Source organism: Longimicrobiales bacterium (assembly GCA_035764935.1).
Taxonomy (GTDB): domain Bacteria; phylum Gemmatimonadota; class Gemmatimonadetes; order Longimicrobiales; family RSA9; genus DASTYK01.
Map to the genome: position 1 here is coordinate 1 of DASTYK010000017.1, position 17,856 is coordinate 17,856.

Genomic DNA, 17,856 nt, shown 5'->3' on the forward strand with positions numbered 1-17,856 from the left:
GCCCCGTCATCATTTCGTGCGTTGGCGCGTTAGCAGTGGTATTCTGCAGAACCCCCTCACCCATTGCAGGTCATCTGATAACCGGCCGCAGCACTGCCGCCTCTCACCACCGGAGGTAGATCATGCGCAGGGCATGGATGACACTCGTAATCGCTGCCGCAATCGGAGCCGGCGCATCCGACGTCGCCGCGCAGGCGCGCAGCCCGCTCTCACTCGATCTGAACGTCGGGCGCGGGATCGGCACGGGCCACGGAACCTATCTGGACAACAGCGACGGGTTCATCGGCGACGTGCTGCTCGCGTACCGCCTGCGGGGTATCGGGAGCGGCGGCCTGCTTGCGGCATTCGACGCCGGTATCCAGGGCACCAGGTCGCACGCGCTGGTATGCATGGAGCCGGAGAACGTCCAGTGCGTGCCGCCGTTTCCGGAGTTCAAGGTCTTCGCAGCGGCGGTCGGCTGGGAGAACTCCAGCGGGTCATTCCGCGCGTTCGCGGGTCCTGCCGTCGTGCATGCGGATGAGGCAGCAGGTGGAGTCTTCGCGCGGGGCGACGTCGCACTGCCGCTCTTCAGCCGTGTGTGGGGCGTTGCGGGTGTTCGCGGTGTGATCGTTCCTGACTACCAGGGCGACTCGTTCCAGCTCGGCGGCGTCAGCTTCGGGCTTCGCATCCGTTAGCTGTTCGGGGCATTCGTCTGGTCAGGGACTCGTCAGCGGATTGTCAGGAACTCGTCAAGCCGTACCCGCGGGAAACAACCTTTCCCGTTCCGCACAACCTCGATCGAAAGGTCTGCACATGCGCATGCGTCTGCTGGTCGTGCTCGGCTGTCTCACCATCGCTGGCTGCGCGACGGAATCTGACGGAGAGACGGAGGCAGTCACGGACAGCCTGACGCAGCAGCAACGCGACAGCGCGATCGGCGCGTCGGGCCTGCCCGGTGCGGGCGGCGTGAACCGCGCGCTCGATGCGTCGCGTGCGGCAGAGGAGAGGGCTGCACGGATGGATTCCATACAGCCCTGAGATGCGAACCGGGTGGCGGATCCTCTGCCCTTCTTGACACGCGGCCTCTTCCAGCGAACCATTGACGTCGGTCGACGCCGACCGCCTGCCCTTCCCGCACGTGGAGTCGCGTGTGAATCACCCCGGCTGCTTCCTGGCCTGTACATGAATACGACGTTCCGACGCGGCGCCCTCGCGTGCCTCGCGCTCTCGTGCGTGACGCACGCTCCTGTCCTTGCCCAGCAGCAGAGCTTCGCGACGCTTGCACGCGAGTCGCTCGCGCAGATCGAGGGCGAGCTGTCGGTGCCCGGCCTGCAGGCGGAAGTCGAGGTCATCCGCGACGAGTGGGGCGTGCCGCACATCTACGCGCAGAACCGGCACGACCTGTTCTTCGCGCAGGGCTTCGTGCAGGCGCAGGACCGGCTCTGGCAGATCGACATGTGGCGGCGCACGAACGAGGGGCGGCTCGCCGAGATCATGGGGCCCGAAGCGTTCGAGCACGACCGGCTCGCACGGCTGCTCATGTATCGCGGCGACTGGGATGCCGAGTTCCCGAGCTATCACCCCGATGGCCGCGCGATCTTCCAGGCGTTCGCCGACGGCGTGAACGCATTCATCGAACACGCCGGCGACAACCTGCCCGTCGAGTACAAGCTGACCGGGCTGAAGCCGTTGCCGTGGACACCCGAATCATCGACCGGCCGCGTCGCAACCGCGCTGCCGCTCGGCCAGGCGCGCGAGGAATTGCGCCTCGCGATGCAGGTTGCACGGCTCGGCATCGAGGAAGTGAACCGTCGCGAAGCGCCCGGCCGCGCCGCGTGGATCGACCTCGAGCTGCCCGAGGGGCTCGACGTCTCGATCATCACCGACGACGTCCTCGACGCCCTAGGTCATTTCCGCAGCGCACCGCCGCGGCCGCCGCTCCTGCCCGAGTACCAGCAGTGGGCCGACGCGCTCGCCTCCGAGAACGACGGCGCGCAGGAGACCTCGCCCGGCAGCAACAACTGGGTCGCGAGCGGCCGGCTGACGAAGAGCGGCAAGGTCCTGCTCGCGAACGACCCGCACCGCGCGGTGATGAACCCGTCGCTGCGCTACCTCGTGCACCTCGAGGCGCCCGACTACCGCGTGATCGGATCGACGGAGCCGGCGATCCCGGGTGTGGCGATCGGACACAACGGCAGAATCGGCTGGGGACTCACAATCGTCGGCACCGACCAGGCGGACGTGTTCGTCGAGCGGTTGAATCCGGCGGATCTCGACCAGGCGATGTACCGCGGTGAGTGGTACCCGCTGCGCATCGTCGTGGACACGATCCGGGTGCGTGGAGAGTCAGCGCGGGTGGTCGAGCATCGGTACAGCAGGCATGGGCCGGTGTTCTATGTCGATTCGGCGAATCACGTCGCGTACGCGATCCGCTCGACGAGCACGGAGCCGGGGACGGCGGGATACCTCGCGGCGCTGCGACTGGCCGAGGTCGCCGACTGCCACGGCTTCATCGACGCGATGGCGTACTGGAAGGCGCCGTCCGAGAACATGGTCTGTGGCGACGTCGACGGGAACATCGCGTGGCTCGCGGCTGCATTGTCGCCGCGACGGATCGGCGGGTGGTACGGGCGGCTGCCGGTGCCCGGGGATGGGCAGTACGCGTGGGATGGCTTCCGCAGTCACACGGAGCTGCCGCAGGAGTTCAATCCGCCTCGTGGGTGGGTCGGCACCGCGAACAACGACATCCAGCCGCCGGGTTACTCGCCGCCGCTGATGTTTCCGCGGGGGCCGAGTGCGCGGATGCATCGTCTTAACGAAATGTTTGCGGGCGCGTCCGGTCTGACGGTCGAGGACTTCGAGCGGATGCAGAACGACGCGGTCTATCCGTGGTTCGTGTCACAGGACCGTGCTTTCTTCGAGGGGTGGGTTGCGGACGATCCGACGGTGGAGTGGGCGCGGGGGCTGATCGCTGCGTGGGATGGGACGTACCATCGGTCGAGTCCGGAGGCGGCGCTGCATTATTACTGGCGGCGGGTGATGCCGGATTCGGTGTTTTCTTCGGTTGGTTTATCATCGGGCTCGCGCGTCTCGATGGCTCCTGCGGCGTTGGGTGCGGCGGTGGACAGTCTGCGTGCCCGGTTGGGGGCGGATCGGGAAGGGTGGCGGTGGGGGCGGATCCATCGGTCGGAGCTGCCGCATCCGTTTGTGCGGCCGTATGACCTGGGGGCGGTGGAAAGGAATGGGGGCGGGGGAACTGTCGCTGCTACGGGTGCGACGTTCCGGTTCATCGTGGACTTCAGTGACTTCGACAATTCGCGGGTGACGAATGCTCCGGGGCAGTCTGGGCAGCCGGGGAGTCCGTTCTATGGGAATCTAGTGAGGGTGTGGGGGGACGGTGGGTATTTTCCGCTGGTGTGGTCGAGAGGGGCGGTGGAGGGGCGAGCGGCGCACCGACTGAGGCTTAGCGACGAAATCCGCTGATGCATTGTGGCAGCCCCCCGCTGCACTCAGTTCGTATACGTGAAGCACCCAAGAAATGACGCAGCTGCCCATGCCAGATAACCGTCTGGCGGTCAGTCCCTGATAGGCAGTGCGCCCCTGCCGCGGTAGCAGAAGCGGCGCGTTCACCGGCAGCTTCCGTCCATGCAGTCAACTGTGCGTTAAACCACGAACAAGCGCCAGTGTAATATGAGCGACACACCTGCCCTCGCTACATCCATCTAGAGGTCAAACGTAGTGTATACTCACATCCGCCTGACCAACTTCAAAGCCTTCGAAAAGGCTAACGCGCAACTTGGACCGATCACGCTGATTCTCGGCCCGAACAACGCGGGCAAGTCATCGATTATCGCCGCGTTCAGATTGTTGGTGCAAACCATTGAGAGTCCTGACTTCGAAGTACCCCTGCTTCTCGACGGAATCCTCGGTGATTTCGGTACATACAAAGATATCGTATACGGAAATCATCGTGGCCGGGCGTTCGGCATCGAGCTCGACAGAGTCGCGCAGGAAGAGGATGGGTTTTACGGGAAGATCAGCGGCGTAGCGTCATTGGGACTGGAATACAAGTATCGGACAAAACGCCGTGAGGTGGTCCTTAAGAGTACTCGGCTTCGGCTGGACGGCGAGCCGCTGATCACAACGCAGTATTCCACTGATGCGGAACGCCAGCTGATCACCCGAGTTGGCTATCGCACCGTACCGCCCGGGCTCCGAGGGGGGCTATCGGAATTGTTACGCATGTACCATTTCCTGCCTCAAACAGTGGGTTTGTATGCCGCCCGACGATCTGGGGAGCAGCTGCGTGAGTTCGTCACGGACAATGCGCAACAGATCCTTCGTATGAGCACCTCGGTTGGCGGCGTACTAATGAATGGATTGAGAGGAACAGAGTACCTCGGCGCCATGCGTGCTGCTCCATCTAGAACGTACCTTGTTACGGGTGAGCGGCGTCGGCGCGTAGGTTCGTCTGGCGAACACGCTGCGTCGATGCTAATGCTTGACTCCTTTCGAACTGGCAAGAGGAAGCGCGAGCTGAGCGCCAAAGTAGGCAGGTGGCTCAAGTCTGCTGGTATCGCACGCGCGGTCCAAGTGGAGATGATATCAGATCGCCACTATGAGCTTCGCGTGTCTCATTTTACCACGGGAGAGACCGAAAACATTGCGGATGTGGGGTTTGGTAACAGCCAGGTCATCCCAGTACTTGTCGCTGGATACTCGCTTTCATCCGGCGCTACGCTTTTGGTCGAGGAACCCGAGATACACCTTCACCCGCGCGCGCAGGCTGAACTTGGTCAGCTTTTCCTCGAGCTGTTCCAGGGTGGAATTCAGACCGTTGTCGAAACGCATAGCGAGCACCTCGTCCTGCGAATGCAGTCGTTCGTCGCTTCGGGCCATCTCCGGCCAGAGGATCTATGCGTGCTCTACGTTCATGCGATAGGTGACAAGAAGAAGGTGACGCGTTTGCGTGTCGATAAGAGGGGCCATTTCATCGACGAGTGGCCAGGAGGGTTTTTCCCGGAGCGCATCGAGGAGGCCAAACGCTTGGCCAGACTCCGGCATAGGGCGCAAGCATGACGTCAAATGTCGTGGATGCAAATATCATTAGAGCCTACTTTGAAGAAGCCGTGCTCAACTTGACCCCCGACACTACCGCGCCGTGTCGGGCCTTCATCGAAAGCCTTGGCTCGACCAATGTGTGCTTCGTGGATTCTAATGGCACTATTGAACACGAATGGGGCAACGTCGTCGATCCCGACTGGTTCCGAGCCTGGTTCGGAGACCTCCTCGCAACTGGCGCTGTAGGCATCATTGACGCTCCCGCCCGGCCCGACCTACGCAACGAATTACGGAAGCTTGGCTTTCCTGCTAACGGCCGGGACATCTGGTACGTAAGAGCGGCGGCCGCGGCGGCAGGAAACGCTGACTCCGCACAACTGGTAACAGAGGATATCGATTTTTTCGATCCCACAAAGAAGAAGGCCGGGAAGAAAGCCCGGGATCGCCTGTTGCATGAGCGGAAGGGGCCAGTGCTTAAAGCGCTTGAAAAGCACGGTATTAGTGTAAACGCAATGTGCACGTGCATCATATAACCGTAACGACGTCGGCCCATGGTCTAACGTATCCGGCTAAGTCGGCGGGCAGGGCAGCTGTGCAAGTGCTTGGATGAGGTTCATATAGCAGGGCAAAACTGAGCCAGAGCATGGACGGGCCCGCTGCTTACCTCCGGCTATACCGCGCGAACGGAGTCGCGCCGACGCCTGCGACGCGTCCCAGTCATCCTGCGTGCTGGTACGCCCGCCACCATTATTAGACGGCTCGTCCTCCGGCCGGGAAACAAGACCTGAGACCCGCACCACGCCATGCCAACGTGACACCCATGCCGAATCCGCAACAAGAATCAAGCGGTCATGACGCCGAGGCCGCAGCTCTGGGCTTCTACTATCAAGCGTTGTTCGGGCTTCTGTTACTACTAAGAACCGACTCAGACGATGCGTGTATCGTCTTGGAGCAGCTTGATGACGTCGTGTTAACAGTAGACGGCCGAGAGTTGCTGCATCAGCTTAAACACAGCATGGCGGCGGTTCCGCCTCCTGTCACAATCCAGTCGCCGTCGTTGTGGAGGACGATTAAAGTATGGGCTGACGCACTCCCCCGCCTGTCACTGTCGGAAGCCACATTCCACTTGGTCACGGTTGCCGGCGTGGCGCACTCCAGCCCACTTGAAGCCCTCCTGGACCCAACAACGGACCGCGAAGGACTCCGAGCGGCGTTAGAGGCGGAGGCCGAACGGGTTCGAACCGCCAGATCGTCGGCGGAGGCCTCCGGTTCTAAGGTGCCATATAGCGATAAGGCTCCCGGATGCAGCGCCTTTCTCGACCTCAGCCAGACGGACCGCCTTAACCTGCTACGACGCGCGTCTATACAAGCCAACGCTCCCCATATTGATGAAATCGAGGATGAGGTAGCGGCGATGCTCAGTATCGTGCCGCCCGAGCAACGACCCGAAGTGGCAAAGAAGCTGATCCAGTGGTGGGATCGGGAAGTCATCTATTCGCTGTGCGGCAAGCGTGAGCGCATCATTACGCGGGCGGAGCTTCAAATTCGAGTTACTGCGATTATTAGCGAGATCGAACAGGGTCTCCTCTTCGCCGACTTCGAAGCCGTAGCAGTACCGTCTGAGTATCAGCCTGACGGTATGCTGGCGCGGCAGATCAGTCTGGTTAAGGGCGCACAGAGCGACCTTGGCCGAGCCATCCGTGAGGAATGGCGAGCTCGGCAGCAGCGATCCAAGTGGACCAATGACAATCCCCGGATGCGTTCTGTCATAGGAGAGTATGACCGAATTCTTACAGAACACTGGAGTGATAAGCACGAGCGGTTACGAGAGGAATGCGCCGAACTCGACGAGGATGGGAAATGCAGCAAGGGCCTGCTGCTCTTACGGTGGAGTCATGATGACGCGCCCCAAGTGATTCGGCCCATAGCTGACGAGTGGAAAGCGGCGTTTTACGTGCGCGGCAGCTTCCAAGTGCTGGCAATCAATCGCGAAGTAGGATGGCACCCCGACTACCTAGATCTGCTTAGGGACGAACAATGATACTTGCCCATGACGTTCTCGCCGAAACGAATCCGGCCTTCTGCGCGTACATTATCGGGCGGTTCTGCGAGTCCTTCAGAGTCGAATCTGGCCGCGATCCAGAGCTGCCCCTTGTATACCTATCGTTACCGCTCGCGTTATCTGAGGATCTCGGCGAGATGTTTAATGGCACTAATCGCCGAACCGGACTGCATGCGTGGGTTGACCGACATCCTGAAGCCGCGGTAGGGCTTGTCGAGCGCATCGACGGCTCGCTTCAGATGGTCACCGATGCAGTGCGCTTCGGCTGCTTCTACAGCCTCCTAACGCTTACGAGTGAGGGAGCTACGGTCGGGACAGGGACGCAGCAACCACCCAGGGCTCAGACCAGTTCTCTGGGACTCGAAATCACACGAGCCGTCAAGCGGGCGCAACGCCTAGGTTACTGGTTCGGGTCAGCAGGGTCGGCAGCCCGCGTCTTCGATATCCTGGGGGTGACGGTATGAGTAGGTGGAACATATCGGATATCGTCTTTTACGGTGTCGAAGGATCTCGACGGGATATTCAGTTACGAACGGCGGCCGTAAACATTATTACTGGTGCCTCTGGAACAGGTAAATCCACGATCATCAAGGCCATCGATTACTGCTTGGGGTCCAAGGACTGTGAATTACCAGCCCACGTGCGGCGACGGAGTCTGGCAGTTGGAACGAAATGGACTGACGGCCAAGCCGAATTGGTCATTAGCCGCATAATCCCTCCTGTGGGTAGAACCACGAGCACCCGCATGTACGTCGCCACGGGTCGCAACCTTCTTATACCCGATACAATAGAGAAATTTGAAGGTCCAACAACAGTCACTGCGGCGAAGGCACTCCTGGAAAAGGCATTCGGCATCGGCGATCGCCCGCGTGAAGACGACATGGTCGGACTAATTCGAGGCCGAGCAACAGTGCGGCATGTAACACCGTACATGTTCGTCACGAAGGAAATCATTCTCAACGAATCGGCGTTGCTTTACGGGCTCGACGACCCGGACGAGGCCCCCGGCATCCGGGAGACCCTTCCGTATTTCTTAAGAGCGACAGATGAGGAATCTGTAGCGCTTGAGCGACGGCTGAAGCAGCTGCAGAGAGCGTATGAGAGGGAAGAGGCGAGAAACAATGCCCGCGCCGCCTCCAAGAGCCAACTCAAAGAGCGCGCATGGAGTCTCCTTTCCGAGGCGTACAGGATCGGCCTTGTTGCGGCGGAACCCGGCGAAGGAAGTGAAGCGGCACTTGTCGCACAGTTGCAGGATGTGTCCGCGGCTCCGGTGGCTACCAGACTGTATCCCAACGAAGCCGAGCTGCGTGAGTTACATGCCTCCCGTCGGCAGGTGTTGGATGGCCTGGCGATAGCGAGACGTCGTCTGCAAGCGACACGTACGGCCGCGGAAGAGGTTAATGGATTTCAGTCTACAGTCGAGCGACAGCGGCAAAAGCTTAGCTTGGCCGACCATCTTCAGTTAGAGTCGCCTCGTCGGACATGCCCACTGTGTGACACACCGTCTGAAGCTGGAGCACGGAGCTCCGAAGTCATGCGGGCAGTAATTAGCACGATTCGTGGCGAAGCAGCGGCAGTTGAACGTGTTCAACCCAAGCTTGCTGATCACCAAGCTCATTTGGAGGAGGACATCGCCACGCTCAATCAGCAGCTCAGGAGGATCGATGAGAACATTCGGTCCTGGCTAAGGCAAAACTCCGAGGCCCGAGAAATGGCGGACATTGCACATGTTCGCGCGCATCTTCTTGGCCGTGTGTCCTTCTTTCTCGAAAGCGTGGCTGAGACCGCCCTCATGTCGGAGCGTGACTTAACGGTACTGCGAGCTGAGATCGAGGAGCTATCATCTCTAGTCGACAAGGATGCCAAGGCGGTACGGCTCCGCCACGCCGAATCCAAGGTGTCGCAGTACGCTACTTTCGCTTTTGGTCAGCTACCGACTATCGCTCCCTGTGTGCAGGCAGAGTTGTCGTTCTCAGCTCGTGATCCCAGTCTCTCGATTATTGAAGCCGAAAGCGGCGCGGTTCTCAAGATGTTAGATGTTGGCTCGGATCAAAACTACTTGGCGCTGCATATAGCTCTTTCGTTCGCCTTGCAGCAATTCTTTGAGGTGGCTAAGGCGCCGGTACCTGGGCTTCTTGTATTTGACCAGATAAGCCGCCCATACTTCCCGTCAAAAGGCGAAGAGGATTGGGATGAGGCCGAGATCGACGGCCAACAGGAGGATGAAGAGTTTGCGGCTCTACGGAAGCACGTGAACTTCCTCTTCTCCGAGGTCGCCCGCAGGGCGGGCTTGCAGGTACTCCTCATCGAGCATGCCTATTTCGCAGACGATCCCGACTACGTAGCCGCTACGCGTTACCGTTGGACGAAGCGTTCAGGAGAGGCGTTGATCCCGGCCGATTGGCCCACACGGCCGGATGTAACCCAGTAACAGGCGCAGTGGAGGAAGACCCTCAATTGGGGACGATCTGGCTAATAGTCGCGAATGGCTGCTGCGCTAACGCCTTCCATCCAGCGCAAGTACACGTCTGTGTCGGTGAGTTGGACAACAGGCGCACTCGACGTAAGGCGGCGTTGGAGATGTCCGGGACGTGCGTGTAGATAGACAGGTCGCTCGCCGTTTCGCCAGTCTCGAACATCGAGCGTCACGGCATCCATCGAGTCTCGCTAGCCGACGTTGTGAGTAGTCACTTCAGCCGTGCGCACGCTGGGCAGAGCGGCTCGCCCGACAGAACAACAGCGGGCGCGCGATATAACGAATCACTGTCAGGCGTGCAGTATTGATGTGAAGCAGCTGAACGCAACTCGTACCGCATGTCAGCCGCGCAGGCGCTGGATAGGCCTGCAGCTTAAGTCTGGGCGTTACGGGCGGTCTCCGAGCAAGAATAATCAAGCCGACTTCTCCATGAGCCGACGCACACCAACTCCGCTCCCCGTCACCCTCGCCCTCGCCGCCTGCCTACTGGCCGCCGGCTCACCCGCCGCATCCGCCCAGCAGCCGGATTCGGCAACCACGCCTCCGCGCCTCCGCAATGCCAGCAAGCTCATCGACGAGCTGACCGAGAACTACCCGCTCCCGCTGCGCAATGCCGCAATCGGCGGCGAAACCCGCGTCCGCTTCCGTGTCGACGAGGAAGGCAAAGTCGACTCCGCCTGGGTCGCCTTCAGCAGCGGCCTCATCAGCCTCGACCGCGCCGCACTCGCAACAGCCCGCCGCGCCGAGTTCGAGCCAGGACGCAGCGGCGACGCCGCCGTTCCGATGTGGACCGAGCTGCCCTTCACCTTCCGCACCGGCTTCGAGCGCAGTCCCGACCCGCAGCTCATCCCGATACTGAACCGCTCCGACATCGAGGCGAAGCTCCCATCCACCCGTCCCCGCGCACTGGCTGCATCGAGCCTCGGTGCCATGGTCGGACTGTCGCTGCTCGTCGATTCCGCGGGCCGTCCGGCTCAGATCGACATCGCGCATACGAGCTGCCTGACCGAAGCGGATGAAGCAGCGGTCGCGATCGTGCGCCAGCTCGTGTTCCAGCCGGACACGGAGGGCATCGGCGCGCGACGTCGCACGCACGCGTCCGTCTGGTTCGGGAAGGACAGCGTCAGCCTGCGGCTCCTCGGGGACGCGCGACCTCTGCCGGTCGACAGTGCATCCGCTGATTCAGCCGCAGCCGATGAAGAATCAAGCCTGCCCACCAGGCGACCGGAGCTCAGCAACCGGCCACACATCGCCCGGCTGCTGGAGCGGTACTACCCGCCTGACCTGCGCCAGCTCGGTATCGGCGGTCAGGTGATCGTGCAGTTCTTCGTCGATGAGGAAGGTGCCGTCACCTTCCGCGAAGTGAGCCGCTCGAGTGGCGAGTGCAAGCTCGACGCGGCAGCGCTGCTCGTGGGTCGAGAGATGCGTTTCGAACCGGCGGTCTCCCGTGGCAAGCGCGTGCCGGTCTGGGTTGCGATTCCGATCAACTTCAGCTCGCGCTGAACGCCCGGTGGCAGGCGAATGACCGAGAGCGCCGGACACACTCGGAGCGTCGTTCGATCTTCCGCCCTGGCCATGATGCTCCCGACTGTGGCCACGGCGTTCGGCGCCTGCGCAGATCCGTCATCTCGCCAGACCCCCGAGCATGCGGATTCACCGGGCATCAACGTCACCGCGCCGTCGGCCGACAGGCAGCTCCCCTGGCACTTCGAGCAGCTCTGGCGTCTCGGGCCGGCAGACGACGACCGCCTGACACTCGTCGACCTCGCCCGGCACCTCATCGCCGCCGACAGCGCGGGTCGCATCTTCATTCTCGATGAGGCCGCTCGTCACGTCCTGGTCATCTCCACCGGCGGCGAGGTGATCGCGACCATCGGCCGACAGGGAGAAGGTCCGGGGGAGCTGAAGGAGCCAATCGCACTCACGACCACCGAAGCCGCAGTGTCAGTCTACGATTTCGGCAAGCAGGCGCTCGTTCGCTGGAGCCACACCGGCGACGTCCTGCCCGAGCTTCGCATCCCCAACAGCTTCTGGGGCCCGCTGATCCGAGAGATCGGCAATGACACCGTCCTGTTCACCGCGCTCGCGCGTGCTGACGCCAGCACGTCGGAGCAATCGCTCGTCGCATGGTCGCATTCGGGTCAGCGTCAGCTTGCCGCCATGACGCGCCAGCCGGATCGATCCGCCGAATTCCCGAGCTGTGGCGTCAGCGGTCCACCGATCGCGCCATTGTTCGCCCCGGAGCTGGTGTGGGATGCCGCCGGTTCACGCGTGGCCGTGAACACCAGCCCCGAGTACCGGGTCGACGTTTTCGAAACCGGGGAGCACGTGCTGAGCATTCGTCGCGACATGCCGCCGCGACGCGTCACGCGGGCGCTCGCGCTGGCCGAGGTCGCCGACGGCATGCCGATCCCCATCGCGGACTGCACCGTCCCGGCGCACGAGGTCGTGCAGGGACGCGGCAACGCCGACGTGCTGCCGTCCGTGCGCGACGTCGTGCTCGCACCCCACGGCGAGCTGTGGGTGCTGCGCGGTACGTTCAGGGGCGAGCCCACGCTGATCGACGTGTTCGGCGCCGACGGCACTTACCGCGGCACGCTGCCACCGGAATCGCCCTTCCCGGCGGCGTTCCTACCTACGGACGAGATCGTAGCCATTGAACACGATGCGCTCGGCGCGGCCAGCGTCGCACTCTAGCGGATTCATCGCGAGACCACCGCCAGCCACGTGACGAACTGACCGACAACAGCAGGGGTGGCGGCTCCATCAACGAGCCGTGCAGGAAAAGCCGGTCCTCGTTCGTCATACAGCACGAACGCCTGCCGAGAATCCAATTCTCGAGGCAACCGTCCACCGACCGCCGGTGAGCCCAGACCAGCTCGCATGATCATCACACACGCCGAGACCGACTCCCAGATCACCGCCACCTACGACGTCATGCGGCAGCTCCGGCCCCACATAGCCGCTGACGAGTACATTCCAATGGTCCGCAGCATGACAGCGACAGACGGCTACCGCCTCGCCGCACTCACCGACGAAAACGAAGTCCGAGCAGTAGCCGGCTATCGCTACATGCACATGCTGTACTGCGGCCGCCTTCTCTACCTGGACGACTTCGTGACCGACGAACGAGCCCGCTCACGCGGGTACGGCAAGGTCCTCCTCACCTGGCTCAAGGAGGAGGCGCGACGCGAAGGCTGCAGCGAGCTCCAGCTGATCTCGCGGACTGTCCGCGAAGAAGCCCACCGCTTCTATTTCCGCGAAGGCCTTGGAATCGAATGCTTCCACTTCCGGATCAGGCTATGAGCGCCGCCCGACCAACCGTCCTGCCCGCTGAGCTCCCGGCAATCGCAGTGCGTTGCGCACTCGCCCTGCTGGTGCTGTCGGCGTCATGCAGCCCCGGTCCCGGCTCGGACCTCGATGTGACGAAGGACTCCAGTGCTGTCGCCACGGACACAGCGGAGGCAGCGCCTGACAGCAACCGATCCCCTGAGCATGCACCCGTGTATTCCCGGCGAGTCGTCATCTTCATGGAGGCAACCTTCGCCGCGCTCGATTCGCTCCGTGCTACATATTCCGAGGATGACTTCGCGGTCGTGGCTGACGACATGATGTACTACCGCGCCACGGCATACGACTACCTCGAGCAGCACGGCGTCGAGGTCGTCCGGACCGAGGGCCGTGTTCAGCCACTTTTTGAGGTCGAAGGCGAGCCTCGCACGTTCGATTTCTCGGACGAACCGTACATGGACCTCGTCGTCCTGTACGAGCCGGGCAAACTGCCACTCGCGATCGCACCGGTCGACATCGATCGTGCGGCCGATTATTTCGGCCTGAGCCTCAGTCGGTAAATCACGGCACCCACGGACATAACAATCGAGTGTCTTCCATCACGCCTGACAGAACACGCGCCGCGCGGCTCCGCTACCAGCGACTGACCAGTGCACCGCTGCGCACAGCGAACGACGTCGTCGCATGGTTCGGCGCAATGCAGTCCCAGGAGTACGCCATCGCCCGCTGGTCGATCGGTCTGCGCGCCCGCAACCTCCGAGACACCGACGTCGAGCGCGCGTACGCCCGTGGCGACGTCCTGCGCACGCACGTCCTCCGTCCGACCTGGCACTTCGTCGCACCTGCCGACATCCGCTGGATGAGCGAGCTCACTGCGCCGCGCATCCAGGCGCAGATGGCCGGTCGGCATCGCCAGCTCGAGCTGAGCGGCAAGCTGATCGCGAAGGCCGCGGCCACGATCGGCAAAGCTCTCGAGAACGGGACGCACCTCACACGCACCGAGATCCAGGCGCTGCTCGAGTCGAACCGTATCGACCTGAAGAACGAACGACTCGGCCACGTCATGATGCTGCTCGAGCTGGACGCACTCGTGTGCAGCGGCGCCCCGAAGGGCCGACAGCACACCTACGCGCTGCTCGACGAGCGCGCACCGCATGCTGCATCCATGGGTCGCGACGACGCCCTCGCCGAGCTCGCGCGTCGCTTCTTCCAGAGCCACGGCCCCGCCAGCGAAAAGGACCTCGCCCGCTGGGCGACGCTCACGCTGACCGACGTGCGCCGCTCCATCGAGCTGCTCGGCGATGATATCCAGCGCACAGAAGTCGACGGCGCGAAGTGGTACAGCATCGGCGCGCCACCTCGGCGTTCACCGAACGCACCCAGGGCGCTGCTGCTCCAGGTCTACGACGAGTACGTCGGCGGCTACGGAGACACGCGCAGTGTCATCGATCCGCACGGCCTGACGCACATGTCGCCGGCTGTCCGATTGCCGTTCATGCACGTCGTCGTGCTCGACGGTTACGTGGTCGGCCACTGGCGGCCCGCAAAGAAGAAGGGCGACAGCCCGGTGGATCTGAAGCTCGCGCGTCGCCTGGACGCGGAAGCCTGCGAGGCCGTCGAAGTCGCGGTCGAGCGGTTCAGATCATTCACAGAGAATTGACGGCGCCGAATGCGGTCCGGTGGGCCTTCCGCTGCGGCGGATCTCGCACGCTCCCGGGCCTCATCGTCATGGTCGGCATGATTCCTGACCTGCTTCATGCCCGCCGTGGCTGAGACCCCGGCAGTGAAGCCACGCACCGCAACGGAGTCGAACATCGTGAAGCGAATCCTGCTTCTGCTACTGCTGCTGCCAGTACTGGTACGCCCGGCCGCCGCCCAGCACGCACACCCCACTGCGCCGCGCGATACCACGCACGCCGCCCACGCAACCGCCGACCCCGCGCACGCGATGGAGACCCAGGCGCACGGAATGACCGGCGTGCTCGGCATCTCCCAGGCACGCGAGGGATCCGGCACTTCCTGGCTCCCTGACGCGACACCCATGCACGCGGTGCACGGACAGGCGGGGAACTGGAGCCTGATGCTGCACGGACAGGCGTTCCTGCAGTACATCGACGAGGGCAGTGACCGCGGCGACGACCAGCTCGGCAGCATCAACTGGATCATGGGCATGGCGCGCCGCCCGCTGGCCGGCGGCGAGGTGACGCTGCGCACCATGCTGTCGGCGGAGCCGTGGACCGTCGGCGACTGCGGCTACCCGGACCTGCTCGCCACGGGCGAGACGTGCAACGGTGAGCCGCTCCACGACCGGCAGCACCCGCACGACCTGTTCATGGAGCTGGCCGTCGGCTACCAGCGCGCCCTGAGCCAGGACCTCGGGCTCGAGCTGTACGGCGGCCTCGCGGCGGAGCCCGCGCTCGGCCCGACGGCGTACCCGCACCGCGTCTCCGCATTCCCCGGTCCGCTCGCGCCGATCTCGCATCACTGGCTGGATGCGACGCACATCACCTTCGGATCCGTGACCGCCGGCGTGTTCGGCCGGCGCTGGAAGGCGGAGGCGTCGCTGTTCAATGGCCGGGAGCCGGACGAGGACCGCTTCGACCTGGACCTCGACGCGCTCGACTCGTATTCCGGCCGGCTGAGCTTCATGCCTAGCGGCAACTGGATGCTGCAGGTCTCGGCGGGCCAGCTCACCGAGGCCGAGCCCGGCCACGCACCGGGCGATCCGCGCGTGGACGTGACGCGCTACACGGCCTCCGCGATCCATCACCGGCCGGTCGGCAGCAACGGGCTGTGGGCGAGCACCATCGCATGGGGTCACAACGTCGAAAGCGACGTCGGCACCAACGCGCTGCTCGCCGAGACGAGTCTCAACCTCGCCGACCGCCACATCCTGTCGGGTCGCGCGGAGTGGGTCGAGAAGGCGGGCCATGACCTGGTCCTCGCCGATCACGAGCTGGAGGACGAGATCTTCTCCGTCGCGAAGGTGGGTGTCGGCTATACATTGCAGTTGCCGGCGATCGGGGGCTGGAGCCCGGGCATCGGCGCCGGCGTGTCGATGAGCTTCCTGCCCGACGAGCTGCAGGCCGATTACGGCGAGACCAGGCCGTTCGGCTTCGTCGTGTTCGGCAGCATTCGCCCCGCGGCCATGCGCATGGGTGGCGCCGCGCACATGCCGGCACCCGTCGATTCGGCTCCCATGCACCACGAGCCGGATGGCGGTACAGGACACTGAACCCCGCAGGCAGCTGGGCGGTCTGTCATCATACGCGCAGCTCGAACGTTTCCAGAATGCCTGCCTGACCATCGACTGCCCACCAGCCACTGAACATCATGCGACGCCCGCCGCTTCCATCGTCCGCCCTGGCCGTGATGACACTCACGCTCGTCACGTCCTGTCAGGAGCAGCATGCCTCATCCACCAGGACGACCGTGCGCGACAGCGCAGGCGTGACGATCGTGGAGCACGCCGGTGACCTGTGGTCCACGCCGCTCCGCTGGCGAACGTCCGCCGAGCCGGTGCTGCGCGTCGGTGAGCTGGAAGGCGACGAGGCCTACCTCTTCGATGGCATCGTCAGCCTCGCCGTGCTCGATGACGGCCGCTTCATCGTCGCGAACCAGGGAGACCAGTCACTGCGCTGGTTCGACCCGAATGGCCGCTTCATCATGGAGCGTGGCGGCGCCGGCGAGGGACCGGGCGAGTTCTCGCGCGTGGGCGACCTGACGGTGACGGGAGACAGCGTCGTCGCGACCGACTGGTCCGGCCTGCGCTTCACGATGTTCGACCTGGACGGCAACATCGGGCGCAGCACACGCATCACTGGGCTTACTGAGCCACCCTCACGCCTGTATCGCATCCCGTCCGGCGACTGGATCCTCGGCACGGCGGGGTTCGGCGTTGCGCGGCTCGGCCCCGAGGTGACGGACGGCATCCATCGGTATGATGAACCGCTCCTGCGCGTCAACGGCGACGGCAGCGGCGTGGACACACTGGTGATGCTGCCCGGCACGGAAATCCAGATAACGACGAGAGGAGAAGGATTCATGATGACGTCCGCTCCGCTCGGTCGTGTATCGTCGTACACCGTCCTCGGCGACGAGCTGATCGCCGGCACGGCCGACCAGCTCCGGTTCGACGTGTATTCTGCTGCCGGCGCGCTCACGCGGTCCGTCCGCGCGCCGGACGTGAACCTCGCCCTGACACCGGAGATCGAGACCGCCTACCTCGCGATACTGCAGGAGCGCGTCGAGCAGATGCCCGAGGAGGTGCGGCCGGAGGCGGAGCGCAGCCTGGCCGAGATGGAGCTGCCCCGGGTGCTGCCGGCCTACTCCAGCATCCAGGCAGGTGCGGACAGCACTGTGTGGGTGGGTTCGTACCGCGTCGTCCCCGGCTGGCCGCAGCACGCGCTGGTGTTCGATGCAGCAGGCGAGTTCCTCGGACGCGTGGAGCTGCCGCCGTCGCTGCGCGTGATGTGGATCGGCGACGGCTACGTCTGGGGTCGCGAATCCGACGAGCTGGGCGTCGAGTACGTCGTGAAGTACAGGCTGGAGGATGTCGCTTCACCGGAAGCGTGAGCTCGCAGTCAGCGGCGGCGCGTCACGCGCGAGACGCAAGCGCTCGGGCTGATCACGCGTTACCAACCCTTACTCGATCCGGACCATCCAATCCACACAGCAGGAGAAAACGAATACCTCAGAACACCGACATTCCGGAAGTACGTGATGCACATACAGCAATGGTCGAGGCGAATCGCACCCCTCCTCCTCCTCGCCGCCAGCTCACCCACCGTCGCGCAGAGTTCCGACAGCACTACAATCGCTCGCTGGCTCACACAGAACGCGATCCCGCTCGGCACCGCGACGCCGGACGCCGATCTCGATGATCTCGAGCCACTGCGTGCGGTGCTCTCGAACGTGCGGATCGTCGGGCTGGGCGAGGCGTCGCATGGTGCGAGGGAATTGTTCCAGGTGAAGCACCGACTCGTTC

The 17,856-nt window shown here is 63.5% G+C and carries 15 protein-coding genes; all 15 read left to right on the forward strand.

The annotated features are described in order from the left end of the window. Positions 1-122: 122 nt before the first annotated feature. Entirely contained in the window at positions 123-674 is a 552-nt protein-coding gene (locus tag VFU06_01075; protein ID HEU5207973.1) for a hypothetical protein, read from the forward strand. A gap of 118 nt (positions 675-792) precedes the next feature. Beyond that, positions 793-1,017 (forward strand): hypothetical protein, encoded by a 225-nt coding sequence (locus VFU06_01080; protein ID HEU5207974.1) that lies wholly within the window; start codon positions 793-795, stop codon positions 1,015-1,017. Positions 1,018-1,161: 144 nt separating this feature from the next. After that, a complete protein-coding gene (locus VFU06_01085; GenBank protein HEU5207975.1) occupies positions 1,162-3,462 on the forward strand; it encodes a penicillin acylase family protein in 2,301 nt (766 codons plus the stop codon). A gap of 255 nt (positions 3,463-3,717) precedes the next feature. Then, positions 3,718-5,058: an AAA family ATPase gene (locus VFU06_01090; GenBank protein HEU5207976.1), complete on the forward strand. Its 1,341-nt coding sequence runs from the start codon at positions 3,718-3,720 to the stop codon at positions 5,056-5,058. Then, on the forward strand, positions 5,055-5,573 hold the full coding sequence (locus VFU06_01095; protein ID HEU5207977.1) for a hypothetical protein: 519 nt from the start codon (positions 5,055-5,057) through the stop codon (positions 5,571-5,573). The genes VFU06_01090 and VFU06_01095 overlap by 4 nt, the downstream gene beginning before the upstream one ends. 287 nt (positions 5,574-5,860) lie before the next feature. Continuing rightward, positions 5,861-7,081 (forward strand): ABC-three component system protein, encoded by a 1,221-nt coding sequence (locus VFU06_01100; protein ID HEU5207978.1) that lies wholly within the window; start codon positions 5,861-5,863, stop codon positions 7,079-7,081. Between the two features lie 766 nt (positions 7,082-7,847). Beyond that, positions 7,848-9,533, forward strand: a complete 1,686-nt coding sequence (locus VFU06_01105) for a DUF3732 domain-containing protein (protein ID HEU5207979.1) — start codon at positions 7,848-7,850, stop codon at positions 9,531-9,533. A gap of 474 nt (positions 9,534-10,007) precedes the next feature. Next, positions 10,008-11,081 (forward strand): TonB family protein, encoded by a 1,074-nt coding sequence (locus tag VFU06_01110; protein HEU5207980.1) that lies wholly within the window; start codon positions 10,008-10,010, stop codon positions 11,079-11,081. Positions 11,082-11,153: 72 nt separating this feature from the next. Next, positions 11,154-12,275 carry a 6-bladed beta-propeller gene (locus VFU06_01115; GenBank protein ID HEU5207981.1) on the forward strand — a complete coding sequence of 374 codons (1,122 nt, stop codon included), beginning with the start codon at positions 11,154-11,156 and terminating at the stop codon, positions 12,273-12,275. 186 nt (positions 12,276-12,461) lie between these two features. Then, positions 12,462-12,884: a GNAT family N-acetyltransferase gene (locus VFU06_01120; GenBank protein ID HEU5207982.1), complete on the forward strand. Its 423-nt coding sequence runs from the start codon at positions 12,462-12,464 to the stop codon at positions 12,882-12,884. Positions 12,885-13,081: 197 nt separating this feature from the next. Continuing rightward, positions 13,082-13,429: a hypothetical protein gene (locus VFU06_01125; protein ID HEU5207983.1), complete on the forward strand. Its 348-nt coding sequence runs from the start codon at positions 13,082-13,084 to the stop codon at positions 13,427-13,429. Positions 13,430-13,458: 29 nt separating this feature from the next. Continuing rightward, positions 13,459-14,529 (forward strand): winged helix DNA-binding domain-containing protein, encoded by a 1,071-nt coding sequence (locus VFU06_01130; protein ID HEU5207984.1) that lies wholly within the window; start codon positions 13,459-13,461, stop codon positions 14,527-14,529. 156 nt (positions 14,530-14,685) lie between these two features. After that, a complete protein-coding gene (locus VFU06_01135; GenBank protein ID HEU5207985.1) occupies positions 14,686-16,104 on the forward strand; it encodes a hypothetical protein in 1,419 nt (472 codons plus the stop codon). Between the two features lie 197 nt (positions 16,105-16,301). Beyond that, complete coding sequence (locus VFU06_01140) at positions 16,302-17,444, forward strand: 6-bladed beta-propeller (protein HEU5207986.1); 1,143 nt, start codon at positions 16,302-16,304, stop codon at positions 17,442-17,444. A 147-nt stretch (positions 17,445-17,591) separates the two neighbouring features. Further along, a partial coding sequence (locus tag VFU06_01145) for a hypothetical protein (protein ID HEU5207987.1) occupies positions 17,592-17,856 on the forward strand: 265 nt, incomplete at its 3' end.